This is a genomic window from Bradyrhizobium sp. USDA 4452, from assembly GCF_054063575.1.
Window position 1 is genome coordinate 6,684,194 of record NZ_JBSSGK010000001.1, and the last position, 25,256, is coordinate 6,709,449.

The window sequence follows — 25,256 nt, forward strand, 5'->3', positions numbered from 1 at the left end:
CCAATGGACCGCCGTGAACTGCTCAAGGCCTTCGCCGCTTCCGCTTCGCTCACCCTTGCCGGCCGGGTCTGGGCCGCGCCCGCGACCGACGCGCGCCTGCTCGTCGTATTCCTGCGCGGCGCCTATGACGCGGCCAATGTGGTGGTGCCGGTCGGCAGCGAGTTCTATTACGCCTCGCGCCCGACGCTTGCAGTTGCGCGGCCCGACGCCGGCAATCCGAATGCGGCGCTGGCGCTCGACGCCGGATGGGGGCTGCATCCGGCATTGCGCGATTCGATCTATCCGCTGTGGGCCAAGCGCGAGATCGCGTTCGTCCCGTTCGCCGGCACCAGCGACGACCTCTCGCGCAGCCATTTCGAGACCCAGGACACGATCGAACTCGGGCAGGCGGTCGGCGGCAGCCGCGACTACCGCTCCGGCTTCATGAGCCGGCTCGCGACCGAACTGACGCGGGTGAAGCCGATCTCCTTCACCGACCAGCTGCCGCTGATCTTCCGCGGCCAGAACCAGATCCCGAACATCGGCATCGCCAGCGTCAGCAAGCCCGGTGTCGACGATCGCCAGGCGCGGCTGATCCGGGAGATGTATGCGAAGGGCGATCTCGCCAATTCGGTGTCGGAAGGCTTTCGCGTCCGCGACGACGTCTACAAATCGGTCTCCGAGGAGATGATGGCGGCCAACCGCGGCGCGGTGTCGCCGCGCGGCTTCGAATTGTCGGCGCGGCGGATCGGCCGCCTGATGCGCGAGCAGTTCAACCTCGGCTTCGTCGACGTCGGCGGCTGGGACACCCACGTCAACCAGGGCGCGGCGACCGGCTATCTCGCCGACCGGCTCGGCGAACTCGGCAGGGGCCTTGCCGGCTTCTCCGAGGAGATCGGCCCGGCGATGTGGCGCGACACCGTGGTGGTCGTCATCTCCGAGTTCGGCCGCACCTTCCGCGAGAACGGCGATCGCGGCACCGATCACGGCCATGGCAGCGTCTATTGGGTGATGGGCGGCGGCATCAACGGCGGACGCATGGCCGGCGAGCAGGTCCAGGTCACGCAGGCGACGCTGTTCCAGAACCGCGACTATCCTGTCCTGACCGACTACAAGGCGTTCTTCGCCGGCCTGATCCAGCACGTCTACGGCCTGCAGCAGGCGAGCCTCGAGCGCATCTTCACCGGCATCAAGCCGAAGGATCTGAACCTGGTTTGAAGGGGGTACTGGCAAAAATATCGAAAACAACCCCATGCACAGTAGCCGCCGGGGCTCGGCACGACGACTTGACACGTCGGGCAACTCAGCGGTATTTTTCCATTATTCCGAAATCATGCCGATTGCCGACATGCGCGACCGGGTCGACATGCCGAAGTTAAATCCGGTTTCTAGGACAGCATCTCACCTATCTTCGCCGCCAGTTCCTCGATCTGAAAGGGCTTGCTTATCATCGCCATGTTCGTTCCGAGGAAACCGGCTCGAATGGCGGCGTTTGCGGCATAGCCGGTGACGAACAGGATCGGCACCTTCGGGTGATGCTTGCGAGCGACTTCGGCGAGTTGCCGGCCGTTCATGCCGGGCAGTCCAACATCGGAAATCATCATGTCTATCGGACGGCCGCTTTCCAGCAGCTTGATTGCGGTTTCAGAATCAGGTGCTTCGATCGTTCCGTACCCCAGCTCCGAGAGCAGTTCGCCGATGAGAAGACGAACCGAAGGGTCGTCTTCGACAAGCAGAACGGGCTGACCGGCTCCTTGCGGAGACGCTTCATGATGGACGGTGGTCTCGATCGCCCTTTGATCCGCGGCCGGCAGGTAGATCTTCGCGGAGGTGCCTTGGCCCGGCGTCGAATGGATCCGGACCTGGCCGTTTGACTGCCGTGCGAACCCGTAGACCATCGATAGACCGAGACCGGTACCTTGCCCCACAGGCTTGGTCGTGAAGAACGGATCAAAGACCTTTTCGATCAGGTCTGGCGTCATTCCGACACCGGTGTCCGAAACCGCCAAGACCACGTAGCGGCCGGGCGAAATGCCTGGTCGAGACTTTGTATATGTCGCGTCGAGGTCAACTACGGACGTCTCGACGGTAAGCTTGCCTCCGTGAGGCATCGCGTCTCGCGCGTTGATGGCGAGGTTTAGGATGGCGTTCTCGAGTTGATTGGCATCCACGATGGCGGCGGGCACGTCCTCGTTGGTTTCGATGGCGATCGAGATGTTCTCGTCCACAGTGTGATGCAGCAGGTCCGAGAGCGACCGGACCAGAGCATTGATGTCGGTCGGTTTGCTGTCGAGAGATTGCCGGCGCGAGAAGGCGAGAAGCCGTGATGTCAGATTGGCGGCCCGGTGCGCCGACGTACTCGCCGCATCCATGAAGCGATTCAAGTCGTCAAGCCGATTGGATGCAATGCGCCGTTTCATCAAATCGATGGCGCCGATGACGCCCGTGAGCATGTTGTTGAAGTCGTGCGCAATGCCGCCGGTAAGCTGGCCGACAGCTTCCATTTTTTGAGCCTGGATCAGCGCGGATTCCGCCCGCGACCGCTCTGCCGTCTCCTTGCGGAGATCGGACAAAGCCTTTTCAAGCTCCGCAGTGCGTTCGGCTACCTGCAACTCGAGGGTCTCGGCAGCCTTTGCCAGCCTTTGCTGCGCAAGCTTTTGCTCGTTGATGTCGACGACGACACTTATCGCCCCCATGATCGCGCCGTCGTCTCTCAAGATTGGCACGCTGCTGATGCGGGTCCATACTGGTCCCTCTGCCAAGCCCGTGTAGAGAAATTCGACCCCGGTCACATGTTCGCCCTGCAGTGCACGCGCGCTCGGGAAACGGTTTCGCGAGAGCGGAGAGCCGTCGCTGTCCTGCGCAAGCCATTCACGCTCCGCTGCAGAGTCGAAAGCGGGGCTTTTGCCGGACTTGGAAAAACGTTTGAATGCTGGATTCGAGACCAGACCGGTTCCGGTCTTGTCAAGGAACACGACCCCGACCGGGAGATTGTCGAGAAGTGTCCTCAAGCTGGCCCGCTGCGTCTCGAGCTCCGCGAGTTGATCGCGCATCAAGAATTGTCGCTGTCGCGCCCGCATAGCCGACGTGATCGTGCTCAGCAGGGATTCGGTGCTGAGTGGCCTCTCGAGCAAGACCACATTCGTTGCGCTTGGCGGCAGTTTGCGGCGGACAGCTTCATTCGGATGCTCGCGTCCTGCTCGTCGGCCGAACAGCAGAACGAACGGAATGTCCGACCACGCCGGTTGTGCCGTCAAGGCGGATTGCAGCGCGGACGTGTCTGCGCGGAGTGCTTCCTCGGTCATCAGAACGACGCCCGCATGAGCATCCACCAGTGGCGCGAGTTCGACGAAGCTTTCGCAGATCTTCGTATCGTAACCCTGGGACACCAATAGTCCCGATACGCTCTCGGCATCGCGGCCGTAAGGCGCGATGATCAGGACGCGGTGGCCTTCGGCGGCTGTTCTATGCACCTGAACCGCGATCTTCCATGAGGGGATTGGCTGCGCCCATGTATTCCGGCGTTCCGGTCAAGACGCCCTTGAACCCCGACAGCGGCTCGCCGACCCTCACGCCTCGGTCGTCGATGCGCATCTCGCGTATCGTATCTTCGTGCCTTCCGGACCTGTTCTTGACGACGGAGATAGCCTTCCGGATCCGTCCTGCAGCCTCGAAGAACCGGAGAAGGATGACCGTGTCGGCCAAATACGAAATATCCAAACCATTCGTCTGCATGTTTCCGAAGAAGCCGGTTTGGGGATTGATCATCAGTGTCAGGACGCCGGACTGGCTGAGATAGGACAGGAGTTCGTGAAGTTGCAGAATGAGTTGCTGCTCCTGCGGCATCGCGGCGACGTAGCCGCTGAGGCTGTCGATCATGAGGATCTTGATGGAGCGTTGTTGAACTTCCTTGATAACGTTGGCGGCGAACTCGCCTGGCGATATCTCGGCAGGGTCGATCTGCCGAACGACAAGCTGCCCGCTGTCGATGCACGCTCGAAGGTTGAGGCCCATTGCTTCCGCACGTGCGAGAAGGGTGTCGGTGCGCTCGTCGAATTGATAGACCGTTGCCTTCTCTCCTCTCTCGCAAGCGGCAGCAAGGTATTGCAGCCCGAGAGTCGTCTTTCCTGCGCCGGAAGGCCCGGTGATAAGCACTCCTGTGCCGCGCGCAGGGCCGCCATTCAGCAGCGCATCAAGTTCCGGTATGCCACTACCAACGAGTTCATGCGAGTTTGCGATCTCATGCTCGGCTGCGACCAGTCGAGGAAAAATATCCAAGCCGCCACGACGAATGACGAAATCATGAAATCCCGCGATGAAATCGACGCCGCGAAGTTTTTGAACCTGAAGCCGTCGCCGTGCTGCGCCAAAGTCCAGCGTTAGCCGCGACAGGGTAACCACGCCGTGGCAAAGGCTGTGTAAGTGATTATCCAAATTGCCGCCTGACCCGGTCAAGTCGTCCACCAGCAAGACCGTTGTACTGAGACCGGAGAAAAATTGCTTCAGAACGAGAAGCTGCCGCCGATATCGGAGTGGATCCTGGGCGAGCAGCCGCATCTCGGAAAGACTGTCGAACACGACCCTTGTCGGCTTGATCTCCTCGACCCGCGCCTTGATGAGCTTGATCGTTTCTCCAAGCTCAATCTCCCAGCTATGGAGTATCGACTGATCTCTTCCTGGACCGAGGACTTCGTCGGCAGCGCTCAGTTCAAAAATATCAGTTCCGCTCAGATTCCAACCGTGCGAGGCCGCGACGACCTCGAGTTCTTCCTTCGTTTCCGACAATGTGATGTAGAGCACCCGCTCATTCTCGGATTGACCGTCCTGGAGAAATTCGAGTGCGAGCGTAGTTTTGCCCGAACCGGGCGTTCCCTCGACAAGGTACAAGCGGTTGCGTGGCAAGCCGCCACGAAGGATATAGTCCAGACCAGCGTTTCCGGTCGAAATGCGATTGCGTGTGTGATCCATGGCGCGTTTGGTATCTGGCTCAATATTTGTTGTTCTGCACACGACGGCAGAGGCAAAAGGCTGCTGCCAAGGTACGTCGCCCGCCGCCGATCAAAATGTTCACTAGTGAACACAACCATCGCCTCTGAGGTGTGAGTCAGAGAGGACGATCCTGCTCAAACCCATGCTCCTGTCCTTCATTGTTCCTGGAACAGAACGCGCGCGACGGCGATTGGCTCCCTCAGACAAGGAACTCTATTTCGGCCATTCGGTCGGTTAACGGCGGAACATTTTCGTGGGGCCACCCATTCGGCAGGTGGGAGAGGGGCAGCCGGAATCTGGGGCCGCGCATGAAATCGCACGGCCCGATCTTGTCGATCGCGCCGGCTGGCTTGTCACAATCCCGATTGGACAGACAAGGCCGCAAACGACCTTGCACCACAAACCCAACAGACCCGTCGGAGCTCAGGTCGCCATCAAAGTCCAAGCAATGGGCCGTGCGGGCGATTCAGTTTATGAGCGCGCGCGTAGTCATTGTCTCGCCGCCAAATCCGCGATCGCCTTCATCACGGCATTGCGGATGCCGGGGTCGTAGAGGATGTGGCCGGCGCCATCGATGATGCGGACTTCGCTGCCGGGCCAGCGCGCGGCGAGCGCGTGCGATGTCGCGGGCGGGCACAGCAGATCATAGCGGCCCTGCACCAGGATGCCGGGAATGCCGGCGAGTTTGCCGGCCTCCTCCATCAGTTGGTTCGGCCGCATGAAGCAATCGTTGGCGAAGTAGTGCGCCTCCATGAACGGCGTCGAGGGCAGGGCGCCCGTCGTGTTCGAGAGGTTGAGCCGCGTCTGCTTTGGCGTGTGCTCCGATAGCGTGCGCTCGGTGTCGTGCCAGGCGCGCGCGGCCGGTGCATGTACGGCGGCGTCGGGATCGAGGATGCGGCGGTAATAGGCGGCGAGCGGCGCCGCACGTTCGGCCTCGGGCAGGACGTTGAGGAAGTCTTCGTAGAGGCCGGGATAGAAGCGCGGCAAAGCGCGCAGGAACACGTCTTCCAGCTCTTCACTGGTGCCGAGAAACGTCGCGCGCAGCACCAGCCCGCTGACCCGCTCGGGATGCGCTTGTGCATAGGCCAGCGCCAGCGTCGCGCCCCAGGAGCCGCCGACCACCATCCAGCGCGCGAAGCCGAAACGCTCCCGGATCTTCTCCAGGTCGGCGATCAGATGCTGCGTCGTGTTGTGCTCGCGGCTGCCCTTCGGCCGGCTGCGGCCGCAGCCGCGCTGGTCGAACAGCACCGCGTGAAAGCGTTCGGGATCGAACAGCCGGCGATGATCCGGCTGGCAGCCGCTGCCGGGACCGCCATGCAGATAGACCGCGGGGATGCCGCCCTCGCGCCCGACGCTCTCGACATGGAGCTCGTGGCCGTCGCCGACATCGAGCCATTCCGACGTCAGCGGAGCAAACGGATCGGCGCGCCTCGCAGCCTTACCGGCATCAGCGTCAGGCGCCATGAGGATCGTCCTGACGTTCGTTCGTCTCCAGCGTGCCGCCGGCAAAATTGCGATAGAGGAAGCGGTTCTGCGTGCCGGCGGATTCCCGCTCGGCCTGCTTGAAGATCTCCTCGTGCCGCGGCGACAGCGCGCAGGCCGGGTCGGTGTTGCCGGCATCGCCGGTCAGCGCGAAGGCCTGGCAGCGGCAGCCGCCGTAGTCGACCTCGCGGAATTCGCAGGATTTGCACGGCTCCGGCATCCAGCCGGTGCCGCGATAGCGGTTGAAGGCCTCCGAGTTCTGCCAGATCCAGGCGATCGAATGGTTCGAGCGCACCGATTCGAATTCCAGCCCGGTGATGCTTTCGGCGGCGTGGCAGGGCAGCACCTTGCCGGCCGGCGAGATGTTGAAGAACTGGCGGCCCCAGCCGCCCATGCACTTCTTCGGCCGCAGCGCGTAGTAGTCCGGCACCACATAGTCGATCGCGAGCGTGCCCTTCAGGCGCACCTGTGCGTCCTCGACGATGCGGCTGGTTTCCTCGATCTGCGCGATGGTCGGCATCAGCGCGGCGCGGTTCTTCAGCGCCCACCCGTAATACTGCACGTTGGCGACTTCGAGCCGGTCGGCGTCGAGGTCGACCGCCATCTGGATGATGTCGGGCAGTTGATGCAGGTTCTGCCGGTGCATCACCGCATTGACCGTCAGCGGCATGTCGAGCTCGCGGGTCCATTTCGCGACCTCGAGCTTCTTCTTGTGCGCGTCCTTCAGCCCTGCGACGCGGTCGGCGACGTTGGGCTCGTTGCCTTGAAAACTGATCTGCACATGGCTGAGGCCGGCATCGGCCAGCGCCGACAGCTTGTCTTTGGTCAGCAGCACCGCCGAGGTGATCAGGTTGGAATAGAGCCCGACATCGGATGCGTGCTGCACCAGCTCGACGATGTCCTTGCGCGCGGTCGGCTCGCCGCCGGAGAAATGGACCTGCAATACGCCGAGCTCGGCAAGCTCGCTCAGCACCTTCTTCCATTCCTCGGTGCTGAGCTCGGTCGAGCCGCGGTCGAGCTCGACCGGGTTGGAGCAATACGGGCATTGCAGCGGGCAGCGGTGGGTGACCTCGAGCAGCACCGCGAGCGGGATGCCGTAGGTCTCGGCCGCCGACCGGGTTTGCTCGAGCACGGCGAGCCCGTCGGCCGGGCCTGCCGTCGCTGTCTTGTTGCCGGCGAGCGTGTCAGTCATGCTGTGCTCTCGCGCGCTTCGGTGAGAAAGCCCTTGTCGGCCAGATCCTGCAGCATCGCGACCACGTCGGTTAAGATCGCCTCGCGTGGGGCTGCGTATTTTTCCGCGAGCTGGTCCACCATCTGGGCGACGCTGCGCACGCCGTCGCAGAGCTGCAGCACCTCGACCGCGATTTCGTCGGGCGCCAGCACGCGCTCCGGCGCCAGGATCACCCAGACCTGCCGCGTCTCGTCGAATTTCAGCTTGGTGTGCCGCGGCAGTTTCGGCCGGCTGGTCTCGCTGACACTGATGTTGCGGCTGGCCATGATAGCGTCCCTAGCCCGCTTTGGGCACGAAGGCACCGGGCGGAATGTGGCCTTCGACATAGGCGTGATACAGCGCATCGAGCTGCACCCACAGCACGTTGGTCTTGAAGATCAGCGCGTTGCACACCGCCTCGCGCTCGGCGGGCGTCCTGGCGTGCTGCTTGACGTAGTCGAGCGCGAAGCCGGCGTCGCGCGGCGCCTGGGTCAGGCGGCGGCTGAAATAGCTCATGATGTCGGGATTGACGAAGTCGTAGTGCTTGAGCATCCCCGAGATGCGCTCCTCGTGCAGGTTCGGCGCGAACAATTCGGTGAGCGAGGAGGCGATCGCCTCCAGCGGCGTGCGGTCGCGGCAGAAATGCACATAGGCTTCCACGGCAAAGCGCGTCGCCGGCAGGATGCCTTCGGTGGACTCGACATAGGCGGTGTCGAGGCCGAGCCCTTCGGTCAGCTTCAGCCAGCGCTCGATGCCGCCTTCGCTGCCGAGATCGCCGTCATGATCCTCGATGCGATGGCGCCACTCGACCCGCGTCATGCGGTCGCGGAAGCGTGTCATCACCATCGCGTCCTTCAGCGGGATCGTGCTCTGGTAATAATAGCGGTTCAGCGCCCAGGCCTGGACCTGGCCCTTGTTGAGCTTGCCGCCATGCAGCAGGCGGTGGAACGGATGCAGGCTGTGATAGCGCGTCGCGCCGATCGTGCGCAGCGTCGCCTCCATCGCCTCGGCGCTGTCGAGCGTGATGCCCTTGCCGATCGAGAGCGCGGTCATTCCAGAGGTGGGCACGGCGTTCACAGCACGATCTCCGTTCCGTCGGCGGGAATCTGCCAACCCGCCTGTTCGGCCGCCTTGCGTTCGGCCGACGTCCCAAGCAGTGCCGGGTTGGAGTTGTTGATATGCAAAAACACTTTTCGTCCGATGTCGAGCCCGGCGAGGCTCGCAATCGCGCCCTGATCGCCGGACATCGCGATATGTCCCATGCCCTGGCCGGTCTTGTTGCCAAGCCCTGCCGCGATCAGCTCGTCGTCGCGCCACACCGTGCCGTCGAAGAACACCAGCGGGGCGCCCTTGAGCCGCGATTTCAAATCGTCGGTCACCCGGGCGCAGGCGGCCAGGAAGTAGAAATATTTGCCGCTCTGCTTGTCCGCAATACGCAGGCCGAGCGTATCGCCGACGCCGTCGGCGCCTGCCGGGTGCGCCTTGCCCTCGAGATACCAGGCGCCCTTGCCGGGAACCTCGAACGGCAGCACCTCGAGCCCGGACGGCGATCCGTCGGGCAGTGCCGGCTCGAAGGCCTGGTCGACCGCGATCGGCCGGCGGGCGACGTTCTTCTCGCTCAGCACATTGAAGATGCTGTTGGAGCGCAGGATCGCCAGCACCCGTTCATGCGCATAGATCGCAAACGGCGAGCCCTCGCGCATCGAGAGCAGCCCGGCGACGGCATCGATCTCGCCATTGGTGAGGATGACGCCCGCGATCGGGCTGTGGCGCAGCGCGCCGTGCTTCGGATGCAGCTGCGACGTCGCGATCAATTGCTGACGGAGATCCGGGGAGGCGTTGACCAGGAACCATTGCGCGCCATCGCTGCTGATCGCGATCGAGGCTTGCGTGCTCTGCAGTTCGGGATGCTCACCTCGCGCCGCCCTGCAGACGGCACATCCGCAGTTCCACTGGGGAACGCCGCCACCCGCCGCGGCACCCAGGACGACGACACGAAGCATGATCCGTCCCCTGGAGACGTTTGATAGGCTGGGCCCAGAAACGTTACGAGGTGGACCCCGGCTTAGGCACACACCCCCATGCTCGGGAGCGCGTCACGCCCGGATGTCCACCTGCGCTAAAACGCTAAACGTGTATAAGGCGCCGCCGCTTACTTGCGGGTGGCGCACATATACATGTTGATTTCCATGCCGACCGATACTTCGACAATCTTCGGTGCTTTCCAGGCCATTTGGCTCTCCTTGTTGCAACCGGACGAACTTTCCGCCCTGCAGAGTAAACTACTGCGGTTCGAAAAGTTCGCCACTTAAATTTTTCGCAAGCTGCCCTGCTCGAGGGCATGCTGCACTGCGAAGGGTGAACTCCGGCCAGTCACAAATTTGTGCGCGCTTTTCCCGTCAAAACCCGGTGCCATCAGACCTTTTTCCTGTTGTTCGCCACACGGCGAATGGTGATCTTGGACTAAGAGACGGAGGCCGTTCGATCCTCCGAAGGTCCTGATGACGATCCTGTGCTTCCCGGTGACGGGAAGCGACTAACCGAGCCGAGTTCAGCCGATGCCACGCTATTTCTTCAATACCCGTATCGGCGACGAGCTGATCTCCGATCCCGACGGCGAGATCCTGCGCGACCCGGATCGCGCGTGGGAAATGGCGCGGGCCATGATTCGTGAGCTGCTCAAGACCGAAGGGGCCGACGGCGCGCTGCTCGGCGCGGTGATCGAGGTCACCGACGACGAGGGCGAGATCGTGCTCGAATTTCCATTCACCGAGGCGATTCTCGATCGCCCGGACCGCTCGATGACAAGGCACTGAGACAGGCCGAAAGGGACGCGCGGCCACAACCATGCGTTGGCCGATCTCGGCATGTTTCCGATTGCAATTGTCCGGACAAATTCGCAAGACTATGAACGGAAAGCCGAACCGCGCCGCTCGACGTCAATGGCGCAATCAACAACGGCTTCCACCCAGGGGAGATCATCATGAAAAAACAATCGTTCGTACCGCGCAGCCTGCTGCTCGCGGGCGTCATGCTCGGGGCGTTCACGCTCTCTGCTGCGGCGCAACAACCGGCGGCCGCGCCGGCCGCCCAGCCGCTGCCGCCGGGCTCGCCCCTGATCGGGCGTCCGGACAATGAAGCCGCCGCCAAGCTGGCGCCGGTGGCTCCCCCGCCACTGCCCTCCGCGCCGGACAAGCTACCGCTCGCCAAGCTCAAGGTGCCGGCCGGCTTCAATGTCGAGGTCTATGCCGCCGGCATGGCCAATGCACGCTCGCTGGCGCTCGGCGACAAGGGCACCGTGTTCGTCGGCAGCCGGCTCGTCGACAAGGTCTATGCGATCGTCAACAAGGACGGCAAACGTTCGGTCAAGGTGATCGCCTCCGGCCTCTACCGCCCGAACGGCGTCGCCTTCAAGGACGGCACGCTCTACATCGCCGAGCTGTCGAAGATCTCCAAGATCGACAAGATCGAGGACAATCTCGACAACCCGCCGAAGCCGACCGTGATCTACGACAAGCTGCCGAAGGACGAGGCGCATGGCTGGAAGTTCATCGCCATCGGCCCCGACAACAAGCTCTATGTCCCGGTCGGCCAGCCCGGCAACAACGTGCTGCATGATGCCGACCACGGCCAGATCCGCCGCATGAATCTCGACGGCTCGGGCGCCGAGGTCTACGCGCTGGGCGTCCGCAACTCGGTCGGCTTCGACTGGAATCCCGAGACCAAGCAGATGTACTTCACCGATAACGGCCGCGACTGGCTGTCGGAGACGGTGCCGGAAGACGAGCTCAACCGCGTCACCAAGGCGGGCGAGGATTTCGGCGCGCCGTACTGCTACCAGGGCAACATCATCGACCAGGAGCTCGGCTGGGGTAAGTCCTGCAAGGACTATACGCCGCCGGTCGGCCTGATGGGTCCGCATACCGCTTCGCTCGGCATGCGCTTCTACACCGGCAACATGTTCCCGAAGTCCTACAAGAACGCGATCTTCATCGCGCGTCACGGCTCCTGGAACAAGTCGCAGAAGCAGGGCGGCGATGTCGTCGTCGTCAAGCTGAACAAGGACGGCACCGTGAAGTCGGTCGAGCCGTTCATGACCGGCTTCCTCGAGGACAACAAGTATGTCGGCCGTCCGGTCGACGTGATGCTGCTGAAGGACGGCTCGCTGCTGGTCTCCGACGACTGGAACGGCGCGGTCTATCGCGTCAGCTACGGCAAGCCGAAGGTCGCGAACCAGTAAGTACCTATCGTCGTCATTGCGAGCGAAGCGAAGCAATCCATACCGCCACTTGCGGAACTATGGATTGCTTCGTCGCTTCGCTCCTCGCAATGACGCAACATGCCGGGAGCCGCCAATGCACAAAACGATCGTCGCCACCCTGGCACTTGCCTCCATCGCATTCTCCGCAAATGCCGAGACCATCCAGGAGCGTGCGGTGGCGTGCTTTGCCTGCCATGGCGAGCATGGCACGTCCGAGACCGAGAACACGCCCTCGCTCGGCGGCCAGCAGGCGCCCTATGCGCTGATCCAGCTCTTCATGTTTCGCGAGAAGCTCAGGGTGTTTGAGCCGATGAACGAGATGGCCAAACCGATGACCGACGACGATCTGCGCGCCTTCTCCGATTTCATCGCCACCTTGCCGAAGCCTGCGCCGCCCGCGGATGCCGGCGATCCGGCACGGATGGCGCGCGGCCAGGCGCTGGCGCAGCAGAACCGCTGCAACAGCTGCCACAACACCGATTTCTCGGGCAAGGACAACGTCCCGCGCATCGCCAACCAGCGCGAGGACTACCTCGCCAAGACGCTCGCCGAATACAAGGACAACAGCCGCCACGGCTACGACGCCACCATGGCTGACGTGATGCAGACGGTCACCAAGGAGCAGATCGGCGACCTTGCCTATTACATCGCGCATGTCCGCTGAAACATCGGGCGGCGGACCGCTGGCCTTGCTGTTCGTGTGGGGCTAAAACGCCTGCGTCATACGGAGTATCTCATGCAGGATCTTTGGCGTCTGTCGGCGGCCGAGCTCGCCTCTCTCATCAAATCGAAAAAGGTATCGGCGAAGGAGGCGGCCGAGGCCGGGCTCGCCCGGCTCGATGCGGTCAACCCGAAGATCAATGCGGTGGTCGATCACCGGCCGGACGACGTGCTGGCGCAGGCCGCGAAGGTCGATGCGGCCATTGCGCGCGGCGAGGCGGTCGGGCCGCTGGCCGGCGTACCTGTCACCATCAAGGTCAATGTCGACCAGGAGGGTTACGCCACCACCAACGGGCTGAAGGCGCAGCGCGACGTCGTCGCCAAGATCGACAATCCGGTGGTCGCCAATCTGCGCAAGGCCGGCGCGGTGCTGCTCGGCCGCACCAATTGTCCGGCAGTGTCCTATCGCTGGTTCACCACCAATCTCATTCACGGCGACACCAAGAACCCGCGCGATCCCGGCATCACCCCGGGCGGTTCGTCGGGCGGCGCGGGCTCCGCGGTCGCGGCCGGCATCGGCCACATTGCGCATGGCACCGACATCGCCGGTTCGATCCGCTATCCGGCCTATGCCTGCGGCGTGCACGGCCTGCGGCCGAGCATGGGCCGGATTCCCGCTTTCAATTCGGCATTGCCGGAGCGGCCGATCGGCCCGCAGATCAGCGCGGTGTCGGGTCCGCTGGCGCGCACCATTGGCGACCTGCGCATCTCGCTCGCGGCGATGTCGGCGCCGGACTATCGCGATCCCTGGTACGCGCCGGTGCCGCTCAACGGGCCGCCGCGCGAGAAGCGCGTTGCGATGTGCCTCAACCCGGATGGCCTCAACCCGGTGCCCGAGGTCGTCGCCGCGGTGGCCGATGCGGGCAAGCGCCTGCAAGACGCCGGCTGGATCGTCGAGGAAATCCCCGACACGCCGTCCTTGCGCGAGGCGGCCGAGATCCAGACCCGGCTCTGGCTCGGCGACGGCTTCGAGGCCCAGCTCGCGTTCGCGGAGCGTGAGGGCGATCCCGGCGCGCTGGCCTGCCTGCGCGGCGTCCGCTCAAGAGTGCATCCGTTCGACCTGTCGCAGGCGCTGACCCGCCGCGCCACGCTGACGCGTGAATGGTTTGCCTTCCTCGACAAATATCCGGTGCTGCTGATGCCGGTGTCCGGCGAGCTGCCGTTCCCCGATCATCTCGACCGCAAGGACGAGGCCTCGTTCGCGCGGGTATGGCACGCGCAACTGCCGCAGATCGCAATCCCGTTCATGGGGCTTCCCGGGCTCGTCGTCTCCACCGGGCTGGTGGGACGGATTCCGGTCGGCGTGCAGCTGGTCGCGGCCCGCTACCGCGAGGACCTCTGCCTTGCCGCGGGTGAGGCGGTGGAAGCCGGCGGCGTGCCGTCGTCGCCGATCGATCCGGTGACTTGAGATGGCGACGGTCTACGATTTCACCGCCAAGTCGCTCGCCGGCGAGGACATGCCGTTGCGGCAGTTCGAGGGGCAGGTGCTGCTGATCGTGAACACGGCGAGCGCCTGCGGGTTCACGCCGCAATACAAGGGCCTGCAGGAGCTGCACGCCGGCCTGTCGCCGCGCGGCTTCGCGGTGCTCGGATTCCCCTGCAACCAGTTCGGCGCGCAGGAGCCGGGCGATGCCAAGCAGATCGCCGCGTTCTGCGAGACCAACTACGCCGTGACGTTCCCGATGTTCGCCAAGATCGACGTCAACGGCTCAGGCGCGCATCCATTGTACGAACACCTGAAACGTGAGAAGTCGGGCCTGCTCGGGCCTGCGATCAAATGGAACTTCACCAAGTTCCTGGTCGATCGCGCCGGCAAGGTCGTGGCGCGGCATGCGCCGACCGCCCGGCCCGAAGGATTGAAGAAGGAAATCGAGGCGCTGCTATGAGCGACGACACCAACGACCAGTTCCCCGACCGCCTCTCGGTCGATCCGAACAGCCCGTACTACAATGCGGAGATTCTCGCGCGTGATGTCGGCATCCGCTTCAAGGGTGCGGAGAAGACCAATGTCGAGGAGTACTGCATCAGCGAAGGCTGGGTGCGGGTCACGGCCGGCAATGCCAAGGACCGCTACGGCAATCCGCTGACCATCAAGGTGCACGGGCCGGTCGAGCCGTATTTCCGGGACAAGACGAAGTCCTGACGGACACCCCCGCCGTCATTGCGAGCGAAGCGAAGCAATCCATGCCTCCGCTCGCTGAGAAATGGATTGCTTCGTCGCTTCGCTCCTCGCAATGACGATGAGGATCAAGCCTAACTCAACGAGCTCCCCAATGTCCGTCCGCATCGTCGACGTCCGCGAGGTGACGAAGCCGATCTCCTCGCCGATCCGCAACGCCTATATCGACTTCAGCAAGATGACCTCGAGCCTGGTCGCCGTGGTCACCGACGTGGTGCGCGACGGCAGGCGGGTGATCGGCTACGGCTTCAATTCCAATGGCCGTTACGGGCAGGGCGGTCTGATCCGCGAGCGCTTTGCGCCGCGTTTGCTCGAGGCTGATCCGACATCGCTGCTCGATCCCTCCGGCGCCAACCTCGATCCGGACAAGGTCTGGTCGACGCTGATGTCGAACGAGAAGCCGGGCGGCCATGGCGAGCGTTCGGTCGCGGTCGGCACCATCGACATGGCGGTGTGGGACGCGGTGGCCAAGATCGCCGGCAAGCCGCTGTTCCGGCTGCTCGCCGAGCGCCACGGCCTGACCGCCAATCCGCGCGTCTTCGTCTATGCGGCCGGCGGCTATTACTATCCGGGCAAGGACCTCGGCGCGCTCCGCAAGGAAATGCGCGGCTATCTCGACCGCGGCTACAACGTCGTGAAGATGAAGATCGGCGGCGCGCCGCTTGCCGAGGACCGCGAGCGGATCGAGGCGGTGCTGAAGGAGATCGGCAGCGAGGCGCAGCTCGCAGTCGACGCCAACGGCCGCTTCGATCTGGAGACCGCGATCGCCTATGCCAAGATGCTGCGCGAGTATCCACTGTTCTGGTACGAGGAGGCCGGCGACCCGCTCGATTATGCGTTGCAGGCCGCGCTGGCCGAATTCTATCCGGGGGCGATGGCGACCGGCGAGAACCTGTTCAGCCATCAGGATGCGCGCAACCTGATCCGCTACGGCGGCATGCGGCCGGACCGCGACTGGTTGCAGTTCGATTGCGCGCTGTCCTACGGGCTCTGCGAATATCAGCGCACGCTCGCCGTACTGAAGACCCATGGCTGGTCGCCGAGCCGCTGCATCCCGCATGGCGGCCACCAGATGTCGCTCAACATCGCGGCTGGGCTCGGCCTCGGCGGCAATGAGAGCTATCCCGACCTGTTCCAGCCCTATGGCGGGTTCCCGGACGGCGTGCGCGTCGAGGCTGGCCACATCGTGATGCCCGACCTCCCCGGCATCGGCTTCGAGGGCAAGTCGGATCTCTACAGGGAGATGAAGGCGCTGGCGGAGTAGGGAGTGCCTGTCCGGCCACCCGGGAGGCCGAGTCTGCTCGCAAAATCTTTTGAGCGACGCTCAATAAATTATTGAACGTTGCTCACGTTTCGGTATACTCATGGAGCAGAGGCGCCTCTGCCAGGGCACCGGAGCAGGCGCCCGAACCGGCCACGAGGATAGCCGCATGCCATATTCAGCGAAGAATCTCCGGGACGCCGCCGATGCCGGGGTGATCAGCGCCGCTGATCTGGACCGGTTGCTCGCCTTCCTGGCAAGCCATGAAGGGCAGGGCCCGGCCGGCGAGGCAGCTCCGGCGGCCCGGTTCGATGCCGCCCACGTGCTCTGGTACGCCGGCGCACTGATCGTGATCGGCGCCATGGGACTGTTCTCGACCCTGGCGTTCACCCAGATGGGCGGCCGGGCGCTGACGGCCTGCGCGATCGCCTATGCCACTGCCTTCACTGTGGCCGGTCACCACCTCTGGTACGGCAAGAATCTGCGGGTTCCCGGCGGCTTGCTGATCGCGATCGCGGTTTCGATGGCGCCGCTCGCGGTCTACGGCATCCAGGACGAGCTCGGCTGGTGGGGCAAGTTCGGCAAGCCCGGAACCGTGCAGGACTTCTACATCTGGGTGAAGGGCAGCTGGATCTTCATGGAGATCGCAACCGTCGCCGCCGGCGTCGTTGCGCTGCGCTACTTCCGCTTCGCCTTCATCGTCGCGATCATCGCGTTCGCGCTGTGGTTCATGTCGATGGATCTGGCGCCGTGGTTCAGCGGCTCGAATTATGCCGACTTCGAGATGCGGCGCCGGGTGTCGGTGTGGTTCGGATTGGCCGTGCTCGCGGTGGCCTTGATCGTCGATTATCGCAGCCGCAATGGCGACTTTGCGTTCTGGCTGCATCTGTTCGGCCTGATGGCGTTCTGGGGCGGCATTACCGCGTCCTCGAGTTCAACCGAACTCTCGAAAGCGCTCTATTGCCTGCTCAATGTCGGTCTCATCGCGATCGCCGTGATCCTGATGCGGCGCGCGTATGCGGTGTTCGGCGCGTTCGGCATCTGCATCTATCTCGGACATCTCGCCGACGTCGTCTTCAAGGACTCGCTGTGGTTTCCGTTCTCGCTGTCGCTGATCGGAATTGCGGTGATCGCCGCGGGCCTGCTCTACCATCGCAACGAGCATGCGATCGCCGCCTGGCTCGCGGCGCATCTGCCGGCCGGGCTGCGGCCGCGCTCCGCGACCGCATGATCGCTGCGCGTTCATCATCGAGAACGCGGCTGTCGCCTACGACAGCCGCATGTCCAGCAGCCGCCGGCCTTCGCCCTTCAACAGCTTCTTCACCGCGCTGGAGGCGATCACCTCGCCGTTGTTGGCATAGGCCTCGTGGTTCTTCTCGATGTCGTCGAGGCGGTAGAGATAGTTGACCATGACGCCGGCGGATTCGCGCAGGCCCTTGGGCGAGAGGTCGCCGAGCCAGTTGATCCGCTCCAGCCGGGCGCCGTTGCCGAGATGGAAGCGCGCGACTGAATCGATCTGCCGTCCCTTCGGCGTACGCGCCTTGAGGAAGTAGTAGGCGGCGAGCGGCTCCAGCACGGCGCGCAGCTGCGTGGCGAGCTCGGCGTTCTCGAACCAGTCCGGCTTGCCGAGGCTTTCCAGCAGCTGACGGTCTTCATCCGTCAGCGGCACGTCGTCGGCCTGCTTCACCCACTGCATGAAGCCCGGCACCGGCGACAGCGTCACGAAATTGTCGAGCTTGGGCAATTCGCGGCGCAGTTCCTCGACCACCTGCTTGATCAGGAAGCTGCCGAACGAGATGCCGCCGAGCCCGCGCTGGGTGTTGGAGATCGAATAGAACACCGCGGTGCGGGCTCGCTCGACCGGCACCGGCTCGCGCTCTTCCGCCAGCAGCGGCGCGATCGCGCCTGGGATGGCTTCGGTCAGCGCGACCTCGACGAAGATCAGCGGCTCGTCGGCCAGCGCCGGGTGGAAGAACGCGTAGCAGCGGCGATCGACCGGATCGATGCGGCGGCGCAGATCGTCCCAGTCGCGGATCTCGTGCACGGCCTCATAGCGGATGATCTTCTCCAGAATATTGGCCGGCGACGACCAGTCTATCCTGCGCAGCACGAGGAATCCCCTGTTGAACCAGGATGAGAGCAGATGCACCACGTCGCGATCGAGCGCGGCAAGGTCCTTGTTGCCCTTCATCAGTGAAAGCAGATCCGAGCGGATCGACACCAGCTCGCCGGTGCCGCCCGGTGCGCGGTTGAGCCGCCGGATCAATTCCTGGCGACGCGGCTCGGACGCGAAATGCAGGTCGCTGGCGTCCTCGCCGTTGGCTTTGGCGCGCCAGCTCTCGATCGCCTGCGCCAGCCTGGCGTGATCGGGGCCGAAGTCGCGCGCCAGCGTCTGGAAGAACGACAGCCGCCCGGCGGCGTCGAGGTGGTGGTAGCGGTCGAGCACTTCGCGCGCCATCGCGGTGCCGGAGGCCTCGCCGCGGCCGGACAGCAGCGCCTCGCACAATTCCAGCAGTTCGGACGCATCCTGCTTGTCGTCGGCCGGGCTGGCGCGGCCGAGCAGGACGCGGCCGCGTTCGGAAATCGTCGAGAGCAGATCGGAGAAGAAGGCGTTGGCCATGGGCAGTTCGTATCCAGCGGGTCGTATCCAGTGAAGCCGGACCTTACACGGGATTTAAGGTCGGCAGGAATGCAATCAAGCGCTTGGATCGTACGGAAATATGTCGCAGCCCGACAGCGGTATAATTCGTCGTCGCTGCGTGCGGCGACAAATCCCGTTCACGTTTTCTCCGCGAACGCGGTCGGTGTCTTGCCGGTAACCTGGCGGAACGCGTGGGAGAACGCCGGCACGCTGGCATAACCGAGGTCGGAGGCGACCTGCTTGACCGAAACGTTTGCGTTGGTCGAGAGGCGTTCGATCGCGGCCGCGATACGGGCGCGCTGGCACCAGCTCTTGAAGGACAGTTGCGTCTCCGCAGCGAACAGGCGCGACAGCGTCCGTGCCGAGGTGCCGACCGTGCGCGCCAGCGCATCGATCTCGTGGTCCCTGGTCGGATCGGACAGCACGATGTCCGCGGCGCGGCGGCAGCGCGGCTCCTGCGGCAGCGGAATGAAGGTCGCGGAATCCTCGGCCTGGTGCAGTTCCAGCATCACCAGCCTGATCAGGAGGTCGGTGCGCTCGCGTCCGCATGCGGCGTCGAACAGCGCAAGGATCGCCTGGTGCACCAACGGCGACACCCGCACCACGAATTCATGGCCGAGGCTGTTGCTGCGCTTCTCGCGCGCGAGCCAGGCCTGGTCGAAATAAAGCGTGCGCATCTCGATGTCGGCGAGCACGTCGATCGCATGCGGAAGCAGCGCGGGGACCCACACCGCGCGGTCCGGCGGCACCAGCCAGCGGCCCTTCGGCGTCGTCACCTGCATGGTGCCGCTCGCGGCATAGACCAGCTGTGCCTCGCGGTGCATGTGGGCCTCGAGCCGGATGCCCTTCTCATAGGAGCGCGCCACCAGATGCACGCCGTCGCCGGTGACGCGCCGGTCCTTGTGGAGGGCTCTTATTGGCGGCTCAGCGATAGTCATTGGCGACATCCCGTCAGGGCAAGCACCTATAACCTATTTTCGAGCAATTGAAGAATCGCGTGAAAAGACGTGCCTATGAACAGTCCAAGCAATAATCCGAGCCGGGTGATCAGCTTCGTCAACGCCGGCCATTTCATCGACCATTATGCGATGCTGATCTTCGCGGCCGCCGTCATCATCATGGGCCCGGCGCTCGGCATGGCCTATTCGGAACTCTTGCCCTATGCGACGCCGGGCTTCATCGCGTTCGGCGCCGGCTCGCTGGTCACTGGCTGGCTCGGCGATCGCTGGAGCCGCCGCCACATGATGGTGATCTTCTTCGTCGGCATCGGCCTGTCGATGATCTCGGTCGGCTTCGTGCAGACGCCGCTGCAACTCGGCGCGGCACTGCTTTCGATCGGCATCTTCGCCTCGATCTACCATCCGGTCGGCACCGCGATGATCGTGTCCTATGCCGAGAAGCTCGGCGCCCAGATGGGCATCAACGGCGTCTGGGGCAATCTCGGGGTCGCCTCGTCGGCGCTGGTCACCGGCGTGATCGGCCAGTATCTCGGCTGGCGCTGGGCCTTCATCGTGCCCGGCGCGGTCACCGTGCTGATCGGCATCGCCTTTGCGATGACCGTGGTGCATGAGGACCGCAAGGGCACCAAACAGGCCGCGGCGCAGGTGCGCGTCGCCAAGGAAGACATGTGGCGGGTGGTGTTGTCGCTCTTGATCGTGGTGATCGCGATTTCGACGACGTTCAACGCGGTGACGGTGGCGCTGCCAAAGCTGTTCGCCGAACGGCTCGCCGATCTGACCAAAAGCCCGGCGCTGCTCGGCGTGATCGCGGCCGGGGTGTATGTGTTCGGTGCGATGACGCAGTACACCATCGGCAAGCTGCTCGACCGGCATTCGCTGAAGACGGTGGCGCTGCCGCTGTCGTTCATGTTGGCACCGTTCCTCTACCTGGCGGCGAGCCTGTCCAACCTGCCGCTGATCGTGGTCTCGATCGGCATCGTGATGGGCGCGTTCGGCCAGGTCACGGTGAACGACGCCATGGTCGGCAAGTACACGACGGAGGAATGGCGCTCGCGCGCCTATGCGGTGCGTTATTTCGTCGGCTTCACCGCGGGCGGGCGCTTCCGTCGGCCTGGTGGCATGGCTGTACGACCAGGGCGGCTTCTCCATGATGCTGCGCGCCTTCGCGGCGCTGTGCCTGTTGGCGATTGCGGCCGCGATCATCCTGCCGCGCGAGATCCGCACCCCGGCCCCGCAAGGGGGCTGATGCCGGGCGTCCCGCGCGCCGTTGCCGTCGAGGCAAAGCGCACCCGTCGGCGAGCGGGTGCGCTGATCGGGGCCTGCCGGCATTCGTGACTTGGTCACGCTTCGCGAACTTTGTTCCAACCCGCAGGTGTGGTAGCTTGAGCCGGGCCTCGGGGACGAAGGCGCCGGTTGCGCCTCCTTGCACGTATTTTGGAGCAGCCGGAGCGCCATGGGCGAAATTCGCGACTTTAAGTCAGGCCGGTCACCGTCCGACAACACACAGCCGCCCGGCACTTCGATGCCGCGGCGCCTGGCGGCGATCGTGGTCGGCGATATCGCCGGCTACAGCCGGCTGATGCAACTCGATGAGGAGGGCACGCATACCCGCGTCAAGCGGGCCGAGCGCGACCTGATCGAGCCGACCATTGCCGAGCACCATGGCAAGCTGGTCAAGACCACCGGCGACGGCTTCATCGCGATGTTCGACAGTCCGGTCGAGGCCGTCCGGTGCAGCATCGTGATTCAGCAGAACATGATCGGCCGCAACGCGGCGATCGCGAGAGATCGCTGGATCGAGTATCGGATCGGCGTCAATCTCGGCGATGTCATCATCGAGGCCGACGACATCTATGGCGACGGCGTCAACGTGGCCTCGCGCCTGGAGGGGATTGCGGCGCCCGGTGAAGTCTTCATCTCCGGCGGCATCTACGAGCAGATCAAGCACAAGATGGTCTGTGGGTATGAATCGCTCGGCGACAAGAAGGTCAAGAACATCACCGATCCGGTCAGGGTTTATCGCGTGCTGCCGGACGCCGCCGCGTACCAGAGGACCCGCCGGCGCCGTGAGTCCATCCTGCTTACGCTGCTCGGACTGGCCGTCGCGATCATCGCCGCGGGCGCGCTTTGGTATATGCTCGCGCAGCCGCGCGGCAAGCTGTCCGAGGTGGCGCGGGCGCCTTCGGCTCCGCCGGCGGCTCAGCAGCCTGCACCGAGCCCGGCTCCAGCGCAGACCGCAAGTCCGGCTCCAAGCGCAACGCCGGCCCAGCAGGCGTCACCTCAGGTCGCCCCTTCCGTCAGTCCCACAGCGTCCGTGCCGGAGCCCGAAATGGTGTCGCTTCAAGGCGGCAGTTTCTCGATGGGGAGCAATGACGATCCCTCGGAGCGGCCGATCCGCAGGGTGACGGTCAAGTCCTTCGCGATGGGCAAATATCCGGTCACCGTGCGGGAATGGAACGCCTGCGCGGCGGCCAAGGCATGCGGCTTCGTCGCCACTGGCAAGGACGACGTGCCGGTCACCAATGTGAGCTGGAGCGACGCGAAGCAGTATGTGGCGTGGCTCGCCGAGCGCACCGGGAAGGCTTACCGGCTGCCGAGCGAAGCCGAATGGGAATATGCGGCGCGTGGCGGAACGCAATCGAAATACTGGTGGGGCGACCAGGTGCAATCGGGCCATGCCGGCTGCAAGGATTGCGGTGGTGATGCTGCCGCCGAACAGCCGGTCAAGGTCGGCAGCTTCAAGCCGAATCCGTTTGGTCTCTACGACATGGGCGGCAGTGTCGATCAGTGGGTCGAGGATTGCTGGCACAGGAACTACCAGGGCGCCCCTGTCGACGGTGCGGTGTGGCTTGGTGGCGACTGCGGCTCCCATGTCATTCGTTCCGGCTCCTGGAAGAACGACGCGCGCTATGTCCGTCCGGCCAATCGCGACAATTACGACACCAATGTTCGCTACCCGACCCATGGTTTCCGGGTCGCGCTGTCTCCCTGAGAGATCGTCTGCAATCGCCAGGTTCATGGAGGGGCTATGAAGAGTTCACGCTTGATCATCCTGGCTGCGGCACTGGCATTGCTCGCCAGTCCCGCCACGGCGCAAAACAAACCGGCGGGGAAAGACACCAAGCTGTATTTCATCTGGCCGCACGACGGAGCCAAGGTCAAAAGCCCGTTCTGGTGCCGCTTTGGGCTGCGCAATATGGGCGTCACCCATGCCGGCGACGAATATCCGAACAGTGGCCATCACCATCTACTGATCGATGTGAATGAGCCGCTCAATCCGAACGAGCCGATCCCGTCGGACAAGTCTCACCAGCACTTCGGTGCGGGCCAGACCGAGACGCAGCTCGATCTGGCGCCCGGCAAGCATACCTTGCAGCTAGTGCTGGGCGACGCCAAGCACTATCCATTCAACCCGCCGGTCGTCTCCGAGAAGATCACCATCCGGGTCAAATAGACCGACACGGATAGCTCCCTTGCGCGAACCGCCGCTTGCGCAAAGCGGCCTCGTGCGGTTTGTTGCGCGCCGCCGGGCGCAAGACCGGCGTGGAGGGCGTCCGATGTCGTCTCGACTGCTGCGTCTGGTCTGCGTCGTTCTGGGAGTGATTGTGATGGCCGTATCCGCCAACGCCGACGCCTTGAAGGATCAGATCGCGCCGACCGGAAAGCTCCGGGTCGCGATCGCGATCAGCCCGGCGGGCGGCGCGTTCTGGTCGACGCGGACCGCGAACGGCTATGCCGGCGTTCCCGTCGATCTCGGCCGCGAGATGGCGGCGCAGCTCGGCGTTCCCGTCGAATATGTCGTGCACCAGAATTCCGGACAGATCACCGACGCTGCGGCGAAGAACAGTTGGGACGTCACATTCCTGCCCAAGGATCCCGAACGCGAGACCAGGATGACGTTCGGGCCGATCTACGAGGTCGCCGACGCCACCTATATCGTCAGGCCGGGTTCCAGGATCGCGAACTTCGCCACGCTCGACCAGGACGGCGTCAAGGTCGCTGCCGTCAACAACACCACGACCATGCGTGGCGCGATCGCGCATCTCAAGCATGCCAAGGTCACGGGTTATCAGACCTATGACGAGATCTTCCATCTCCTGGCGAACGGCGAGGTCGACGCCTTCGCATTGTCGCGCGATCAGCTGATGGCGATGGCCAAGAAGATTCCGGGCACCTGCGTGCTGGACGAGACCTTCAAGCAGACCGTCACCGCGGTCGCAGTGCCGCTCGACCGCCCGCTGGCCGCAGCGTTCGTCGCGAAGTTCATGACCGAGGCGATCGCCAACGGCACGCTGCGCAAGGCCTACGACGATAACGGGCTGAAGGACACGCCGGTCCGTACCGAGGTGAAGTAGCGGCGCGTATCGATCCGATCCCGATCACCGTGGGCGACATCTGGGCATGCTGCATAATTCCGCGCCATCGCGCCGGGCAGCGTTCATTCGATTAAGCCATTGTATTGCAATATGTTTTTAGCTTTTCCCCGACGAGGGCGGTTGGCACATCGATTGCTTTTGATTGCATCAGTCAATGACGACTGCCGTTCTCCGGATGGCCGAAGCCAGTGCAGGCCGAGGCAAGGGGACCAAGGTGCCCGGCCGGGCGTCGTGAGCAATCGTCACCCCATCTCCCCGGACGGATGAGCATTACAACCAACCCGCGTCGCTTCCGGCAGGCAGCCGGCGCGGCCGAATTGCGCAAGGGGAATTCACGAATGGCTTATCTCGCACCGTCCGAATTCGTCACCAAGATGGTGGACGCCGGCGAATCCAAGATCTTCATGTCGACGCGCGACACCGTGATCCGCGCCTACATGGCCGGTGCGATCCTGGCGCTGGCGGCCTGGTTTGCCGTGACGATCAACGTCAACACGGGCCAGCCGCTGGTCGGCGCATTGCTGTTTCCGGTCGGCTTCGTGATGCTCTATCTGCTCGGCTTCGACCTGCTGACGGGCGTGTTCGTGCTGTCGCCGCTCGCGCTGCTCGACAAGCGGCCCGGCGTCACGCTCGGCGGCGTGCTGCGCAACTGGGGCCTCGTCTTCATCGGCAACTTCGCCGGCGCGCTGACGGTGGCGTTCATGATGGCGTTCGTGACCACGTTCGGTTTCACGCAGGAGCCCGACAAGGTCGGAATGACCATCGGAAACGTCGGCGAGGCGCGAACGCTGGGCTATGCGGCGCATGGCGCGGCGGGCATGGCCACGCTCTTCATCCGCGGCATGCTCTGCAACTGGATGGTGTCCACCGGCGTCGTCGGCGCCATGATCTCGACGACGGTGCCCGGCAAGGTCATCGCGATGTGGATGCCGATCCTGGTGTTCTTCTACATGGTGTTCGAGCATTCGGTGGTGAACATGTTCCTGTTCCCGTCGGGACTGATGCTGCACGCCAAGTTCTCGATCATGGACTATTTGATCTGGAACGAGATCCCGACCGTGCTCGGCAACCTCGCCGGGGGCCTCGCCTTCACCGGGCTCACGCTCTACACGACGCATGTGAAGACGGCGCCGAAGCGCCAGCGCCTCGCGGCTTGATCCCGGACGGCTTATGGGGCTCTCCTGTCGCGGAGAGCCCCA

Annotated in this window: 23 protein-coding genes and 1 pseudogene; 14 read left to right on the top strand and 10 right to left on the bottom strand. The window is 64.0% G+C overall.

Annotation, left to right across the window (positions count from 1 at the left end):
- The first annotated feature begins 3 nt into the window (after window positions 1–3).
- Window positions 4–1,197, top strand: a complete 1,194-nt coding sequence (locus ACVISU_RS31230) for a DUF1501 domain-containing protein (protein ID WP_050402099.1) — start codon at window positions 4–6, stop codon at window positions 1,195–1,197.
- Window positions 1,198–1,367: 170 nt separating this feature from the next.
- Here the strand turns inward: ACVISU_RS31230 and ACVISU_RS31235 are convergent, their stop codons facing one another.
- The 8 genes from ACVISU_RS31235 to pqqA all read right to left on the bottom strand — a co-directional run bounded on the left by ACVISU_RS31235 (window position 1,368) and on the right by pqqA (window position 9,893).
- Complete coding sequence (locus ACVISU_RS31235) at window positions 1,368–3,452, bottom strand: ATP-binding protein (protein ID WP_456709502.1); 2,085 nt, start codon at window positions 3,450–3,452, stop codon at window positions 1,368–1,370.
- Window positions 3,445–4,947: an ATPase domain-containing protein gene (locus ACVISU_RS31240; protein ID WP_456709503.1), complete on the bottom strand. Its 1,503-nt coding sequence runs from the start codon at window positions 4,945–4,947 to the stop codon at window positions 3,445–3,447. Before ACVISU_RS31240 ends, ACVISU_RS31235 begins: the two co-directional genes overlap by 8 nt.
- Window positions 4,948–5,457: 510 nt before the next feature.
- Window positions 5,458–6,432, bottom strand: a complete 975-nt coding sequence (gene pip, locus ACVISU_RS31245; RefSeq protein WP_456709504.1) for a prolyl aminopeptidase — start codon at window positions 6,430–6,432, stop codon at window positions 5,458–5,460.
- A complete protein-coding gene (gene pqqE, locus ACVISU_RS31250; RefSeq protein WP_456709505.1) occupies window positions 6,422–7,642 on the bottom strand; it encodes a pyrroloquinoline quinone biosynthesis protein PqqE in 1,221 nt (406 codons plus the stop codon). The genes pip and pqqE overlap by 11 nt, the downstream gene beginning before the upstream one ends.
- A complete protein-coding gene (gene pqqD / locus ACVISU_RS31255) occupies window positions 7,639–7,947 on the bottom strand; it encodes a pyrroloquinoline quinone biosynthesis peptide chaperone PqqD (protein WP_456709506.1) in 309 nt (102 codons plus the stop codon). The genes pqqE and pqqD overlap by 4 nt, the downstream gene beginning before the upstream one ends.
- 10 nt (window positions 7,948–7,957) lie before the next feature.
- Window positions 7,958–8,713, bottom strand: a complete 756-nt coding sequence (pqqC, locus tag ACVISU_RS31260; RefSeq protein WP_456710942.1) for a pyrroloquinoline-quinone synthase PqqC — start codon at window positions 8,711–8,713, stop codon at window positions 7,958–7,960.
- Between the two features lie 20 nt (window positions 8,714–8,733).
- Complete coding sequence (gene pqqB / locus ACVISU_RS31265) at window positions 8,734–9,663, bottom strand: pyrroloquinoline quinone biosynthesis protein PqqB (RefSeq protein WP_456709507.1); 930 nt, start codon at window positions 9,661–9,663, stop codon at window positions 8,734–8,736.
- A 149-nt stretch (window positions 9,664–9,812) separates the two neighbouring features.
- Window positions 9,813–9,893: a pyrroloquinoline quinone precursor peptide PqqA gene (gene pqqA / locus ACVISU_RS31270; RefSeq protein WP_035635412.1), complete on the bottom strand. Its 81-nt coding sequence runs from the start codon at window positions 9,891–9,893 to the stop codon at window positions 9,813–9,815.
- Between the two features lie 325 nt (window positions 9,894–10,218).
- Here pqqA and ACVISU_RS31275 point away from each other — a divergent pair, with 325 nt between their 5' ends.
- The 8 genes from ACVISU_RS31275 (at window position 10,219) to ACVISU_RS31310 (ending at window position 17,312) form a co-directional block, all read left to right on the top strand.
- Entirely contained in the window at window positions 10,219–10,476 is a 258-nt protein-coding gene (locus ACVISU_RS31275) for a DUF6894 family protein (protein WP_050402107.1), read from the top strand.
- 167 nt (window positions 10,477–10,643) lie between these two features.
- Window positions 10,644–11,900 carry a PQQ-dependent sugar dehydrogenase gene (locus ACVISU_RS31280; RefSeq protein ID WP_456709508.1) on the top strand — a complete coding sequence of 419 codons (1,257 nt, stop codon included), beginning with the start codon at window positions 10,644–10,646 and terminating at the stop codon, window positions 11,898–11,900.
- Between the two features lie 115 nt (window positions 11,901–12,015).
- Window positions 12,016–12,585 (top strand): c-type cytochrome, encoded by a 570-nt coding sequence (locus ACVISU_RS31285; protein WP_456709509.1) that lies wholly within the window; start codon window positions 12,016–12,018, stop codon window positions 12,583–12,585.
- Window positions 12,586–12,657: 72 nt separating this feature from the next.
- Window positions 12,658–14,049, top strand: a complete 1,392-nt coding sequence (locus ACVISU_RS31290) for an amidase family protein (RefSeq protein WP_456709510.1) — start codon at window positions 12,658–12,660, stop codon at window positions 14,047–14,049.
- 1 nt (window position 14,050) lies between these two features.
- On the top strand, window positions 14,051–14,527 hold the full coding sequence (locus tag ACVISU_RS31295) for a glutathione peroxidase (protein WP_456709511.1): 477 nt from the start codon (window positions 14,051–14,053) through the stop codon (window positions 14,525–14,527).
- Window positions 14,524–14,784 carry a DUF3297 family protein gene (locus ACVISU_RS31300; RefSeq protein WP_050403139.1) on the top strand — a complete coding sequence of 87 codons (261 nt, stop codon included), beginning with the start codon at window positions 14,524–14,526 and terminating at the stop codon, window positions 14,782–14,784. The genes ACVISU_RS31295 and ACVISU_RS31300 overlap by 4 nt, the downstream gene beginning before the upstream one ends.
- Window positions 14,785–14,914: 130 nt before the next feature.
- Complete coding sequence (locus ACVISU_RS31305) at window positions 14,915–16,084, top strand: mandelate racemase/muconate lactonizing enzyme family protein (RefSeq protein WP_456709512.1); 1,170 nt, start codon at window positions 14,915–14,917, stop codon at window positions 16,082–16,084.
- A 166-nt stretch (window positions 16,085–16,250) separates the two neighbouring features.
- On the top strand, window positions 16,251–17,312 hold the full coding sequence (locus ACVISU_RS31310; RefSeq protein WP_050403240.1) for a hypothetical protein: 1,062 nt from the start codon (window positions 16,251–16,253) through the stop codon (window positions 17,310–17,312).
- A 36-nt stretch (window positions 17,313–17,348) separates the two neighbouring features.
- Here the strand turns inward: ACVISU_RS31310 and ACVISU_RS31315 are convergent, their stop codons facing one another.
- Entirely contained in the window at window positions 17,349–18,701 is a 1,353-nt protein-coding gene (locus ACVISU_RS31315; protein WP_050403141.1) for a malonyl-CoA decarboxylase, read from the bottom strand.
- A gap of 158 nt (window positions 18,702–18,859) precedes the next feature.
- Complete coding sequence (locus ACVISU_RS31320; protein ID WP_050403241.1) at window positions 18,860–19,660, bottom strand: AraC family transcriptional regulator; 801 nt, start codon at window positions 19,658–19,660, stop codon at window positions 18,860–18,862.
- A 75-nt stretch (window positions 19,661–19,735) separates the two neighbouring features.
- Here ACVISU_RS31320 and ACVISU_RS31325 point away from each other — a divergent pair.
- The 5 genes and pseudogenes from ACVISU_RS31325 to ACVISU_RS31345 all read left to right on the top strand — a co-directional run bounded on the left by ACVISU_RS31325 (window position 19,736) and on the right by ACVISU_RS31345 (window position 25,214).
- Window positions 19,736–20,927, top strand: a pseudogene (locus tag ACVISU_RS31325) (MFS transporter).
- A gap of 207 nt (window positions 20,928–21,134) precedes the next feature.
- Window positions 21,135–22,673, top strand: a complete 1,539-nt coding sequence (locus ACVISU_RS31330; RefSeq protein ID WP_456709513.1) for an SUMF1/EgtB/PvdO family nonheme iron enzyme — start codon at window positions 21,135–21,137, stop codon at window positions 22,671–22,673.
- Window positions 22,674–22,709: 36 nt separating this feature from the next.
- Window positions 22,710–23,135, top strand: a complete 426-nt coding sequence (locus ACVISU_RS31335; protein WP_050403144.1) for a DUF4399 domain-containing protein — start codon at window positions 22,710–22,712, stop codon at window positions 23,133–23,135.
- Window positions 23,136–23,289: 154 nt separating this feature from the next.
- Complete coding sequence (locus tag ACVISU_RS31340) at window positions 23,290–24,036, top strand: transporter substrate-binding domain-containing protein (protein ID WP_456710943.1); 747 nt, start codon at window positions 23,290–23,292, stop codon at window positions 24,034–24,036.
- A 359-nt stretch (window positions 24,037–24,395) separates the two neighbouring features.
- Complete coding sequence (locus ACVISU_RS31345) at window positions 24,396–25,214, top strand: formate/nitrite transporter family protein (protein ID WP_050403146.1); 819 nt, start codon at window positions 24,396–24,398, stop codon at window positions 25,212–25,214.
- Window positions 25,215–25,256 lie beyond the last annotated feature (42 nt).

What these genes read in the sequence shown, in the direction of transcription:
- ACVISU_RS31230 (WP_050402099.1), top strand. Translation starts at nt 4, where the DNA reads ATGGACCGCCGTGAACTGCTCAAGGCCTTCGCCGCTTCCGCTTCGCTC.
- ACVISU_RS31240 (WP_456709503.1), bottom strand. Translation starts at nt 4,947, where the DNA reads ATGGATCACACACGCAATCGCATTTCGACCGGAAACGCTGGTCTGGAC.
- pip (WP_456709504.1), bottom strand. Translation starts at nt 6,432, where the DNA reads ATGGCGCCTGACGCTGATGCCGGTAAGGCTGCGAGGCGCGCCGATCCG.
- pqqE (WP_456709505.1), bottom strand. Translation starts at nt 7,642, where the DNA reads ATGACTGACACGCTCGCCGGCAACAAGACAGCGACGGCAGGCCCGGCC.
- pqqD (WP_456709506.1), bottom strand. Translation starts at nt 7,947, where the DNA reads ATGGCCAGCCGCAACATCAGTGTCAGCGAGACCAGCCGGCCGAAACTG.
- pqqC (WP_456710942.1), bottom strand. Translation starts at nt 8,713, where the DNA reads ATGACCGCGCTCTCGATCGGCAAGGGCATCACGCTCGACAGCGCCGAG.
- pqqB (WP_456709507.1), bottom strand. Translation starts at nt 9,663, where the DNA reads ATGCTTCGTGTCGTCGTCCTGGGTGCCGCGGCGGGTGGCGGCGTTCCC.
- pqqA (WP_035635412.1), bottom strand. Translation starts at nt 9,893, where the DNA reads ATGGCCTGGAAAGCACCGAAGATTGTCGAAGTATCGGTCGGCATGGAA.
- ACVISU_RS31275 (WP_050402107.1), top strand. Translation starts at nt 10,219, where the DNA reads ATGCCACGCTATTTCTTCAATACCCGTATCGGCGACGAGCTGATCTCC.
- ACVISU_RS31280 (WP_456709508.1), top strand. Translation starts at nt 10,644, where the DNA reads ATGAAAAAACAATCGTTCGTACCGCGCAGCCTGCTGCTCGCGGGCGTC.
- ACVISU_RS31285 (WP_456709509.1), top strand. Translation starts at nt 12,016, where the DNA reads ATGCACAAAACGATCGTCGCCACCCTGGCACTTGCCTCCATCGCATTC.
- ACVISU_RS31290 (WP_456709510.1), top strand. Translation starts at nt 12,658, where the DNA reads ATGCAGGATCTTTGGCGTCTGTCGGCGGCCGAGCTCGCCTCTCTCATC.
- ACVISU_RS31295 (WP_456709511.1), top strand. Translation starts at nt 14,051, where the DNA reads ATGGCGACGGTCTACGATTTCACCGCCAAGTCGCTCGCCGGCGAGGAC.
- ACVISU_RS31300 (WP_050403139.1), top strand. Translation starts at nt 14,524, where the DNA reads ATGAGCGACGACACCAACGACCAGTTCCCCGACCGCCTCTCGGTCGAT.
- ACVISU_RS31305 (WP_456709512.1), top strand. Translation starts at nt 14,915, where the DNA reads ATGTCCGTCCGCATCGTCGACGTCCGCGAGGTGACGAAGCCGATCTCC.
- ACVISU_RS31310 (WP_050403240.1), top strand. Translation starts at nt 16,251, where the DNA reads ATGCCATATTCAGCGAAGAATCTCCGGGACGCCGCCGATGCCGGGGTG.
- ACVISU_RS31315 (WP_050403141.1), bottom strand. Translation starts at nt 18,701, where the DNA reads ATGGCCAACGCCTTCTTCTCCGATCTGCTCTCGACGATTTCCGAACGC.
- ACVISU_RS31320 (WP_050403241.1), bottom strand. Translation starts at nt 19,660, where the DNA reads ATGACTATCGCTGAGCCGCCAATAAGAGCCCTCCACAAGGACCGGCGC.
- ACVISU_RS31330 (WP_456709513.1), top strand. Translation starts at nt 21,135, where the DNA reads ATGGGCGAAATTCGCGACTTTAAGTCAGGCCGGTCACCGTCCGACAAC.
- ACVISU_RS31335 (WP_050403144.1), top strand. Translation starts at nt 22,710, where the DNA reads ATGAAGAGTTCACGCTTGATCATCCTGGCTGCGGCACTGGCATTGCTC.
- ACVISU_RS31340 (WP_456710943.1), top strand. Translation starts at nt 23,290, where the DNA reads ATGGCCGTATCCGCCAACGCCGACGCCTTGAAGGATCAGATCGCGCCG.
- ACVISU_RS31345 (WP_050403146.1), top strand. Translation starts at nt 24,396, where the DNA reads ATGGCTTATCTCGCACCGTCCGAATTCGTCACCAAGATGGTGGACGCC.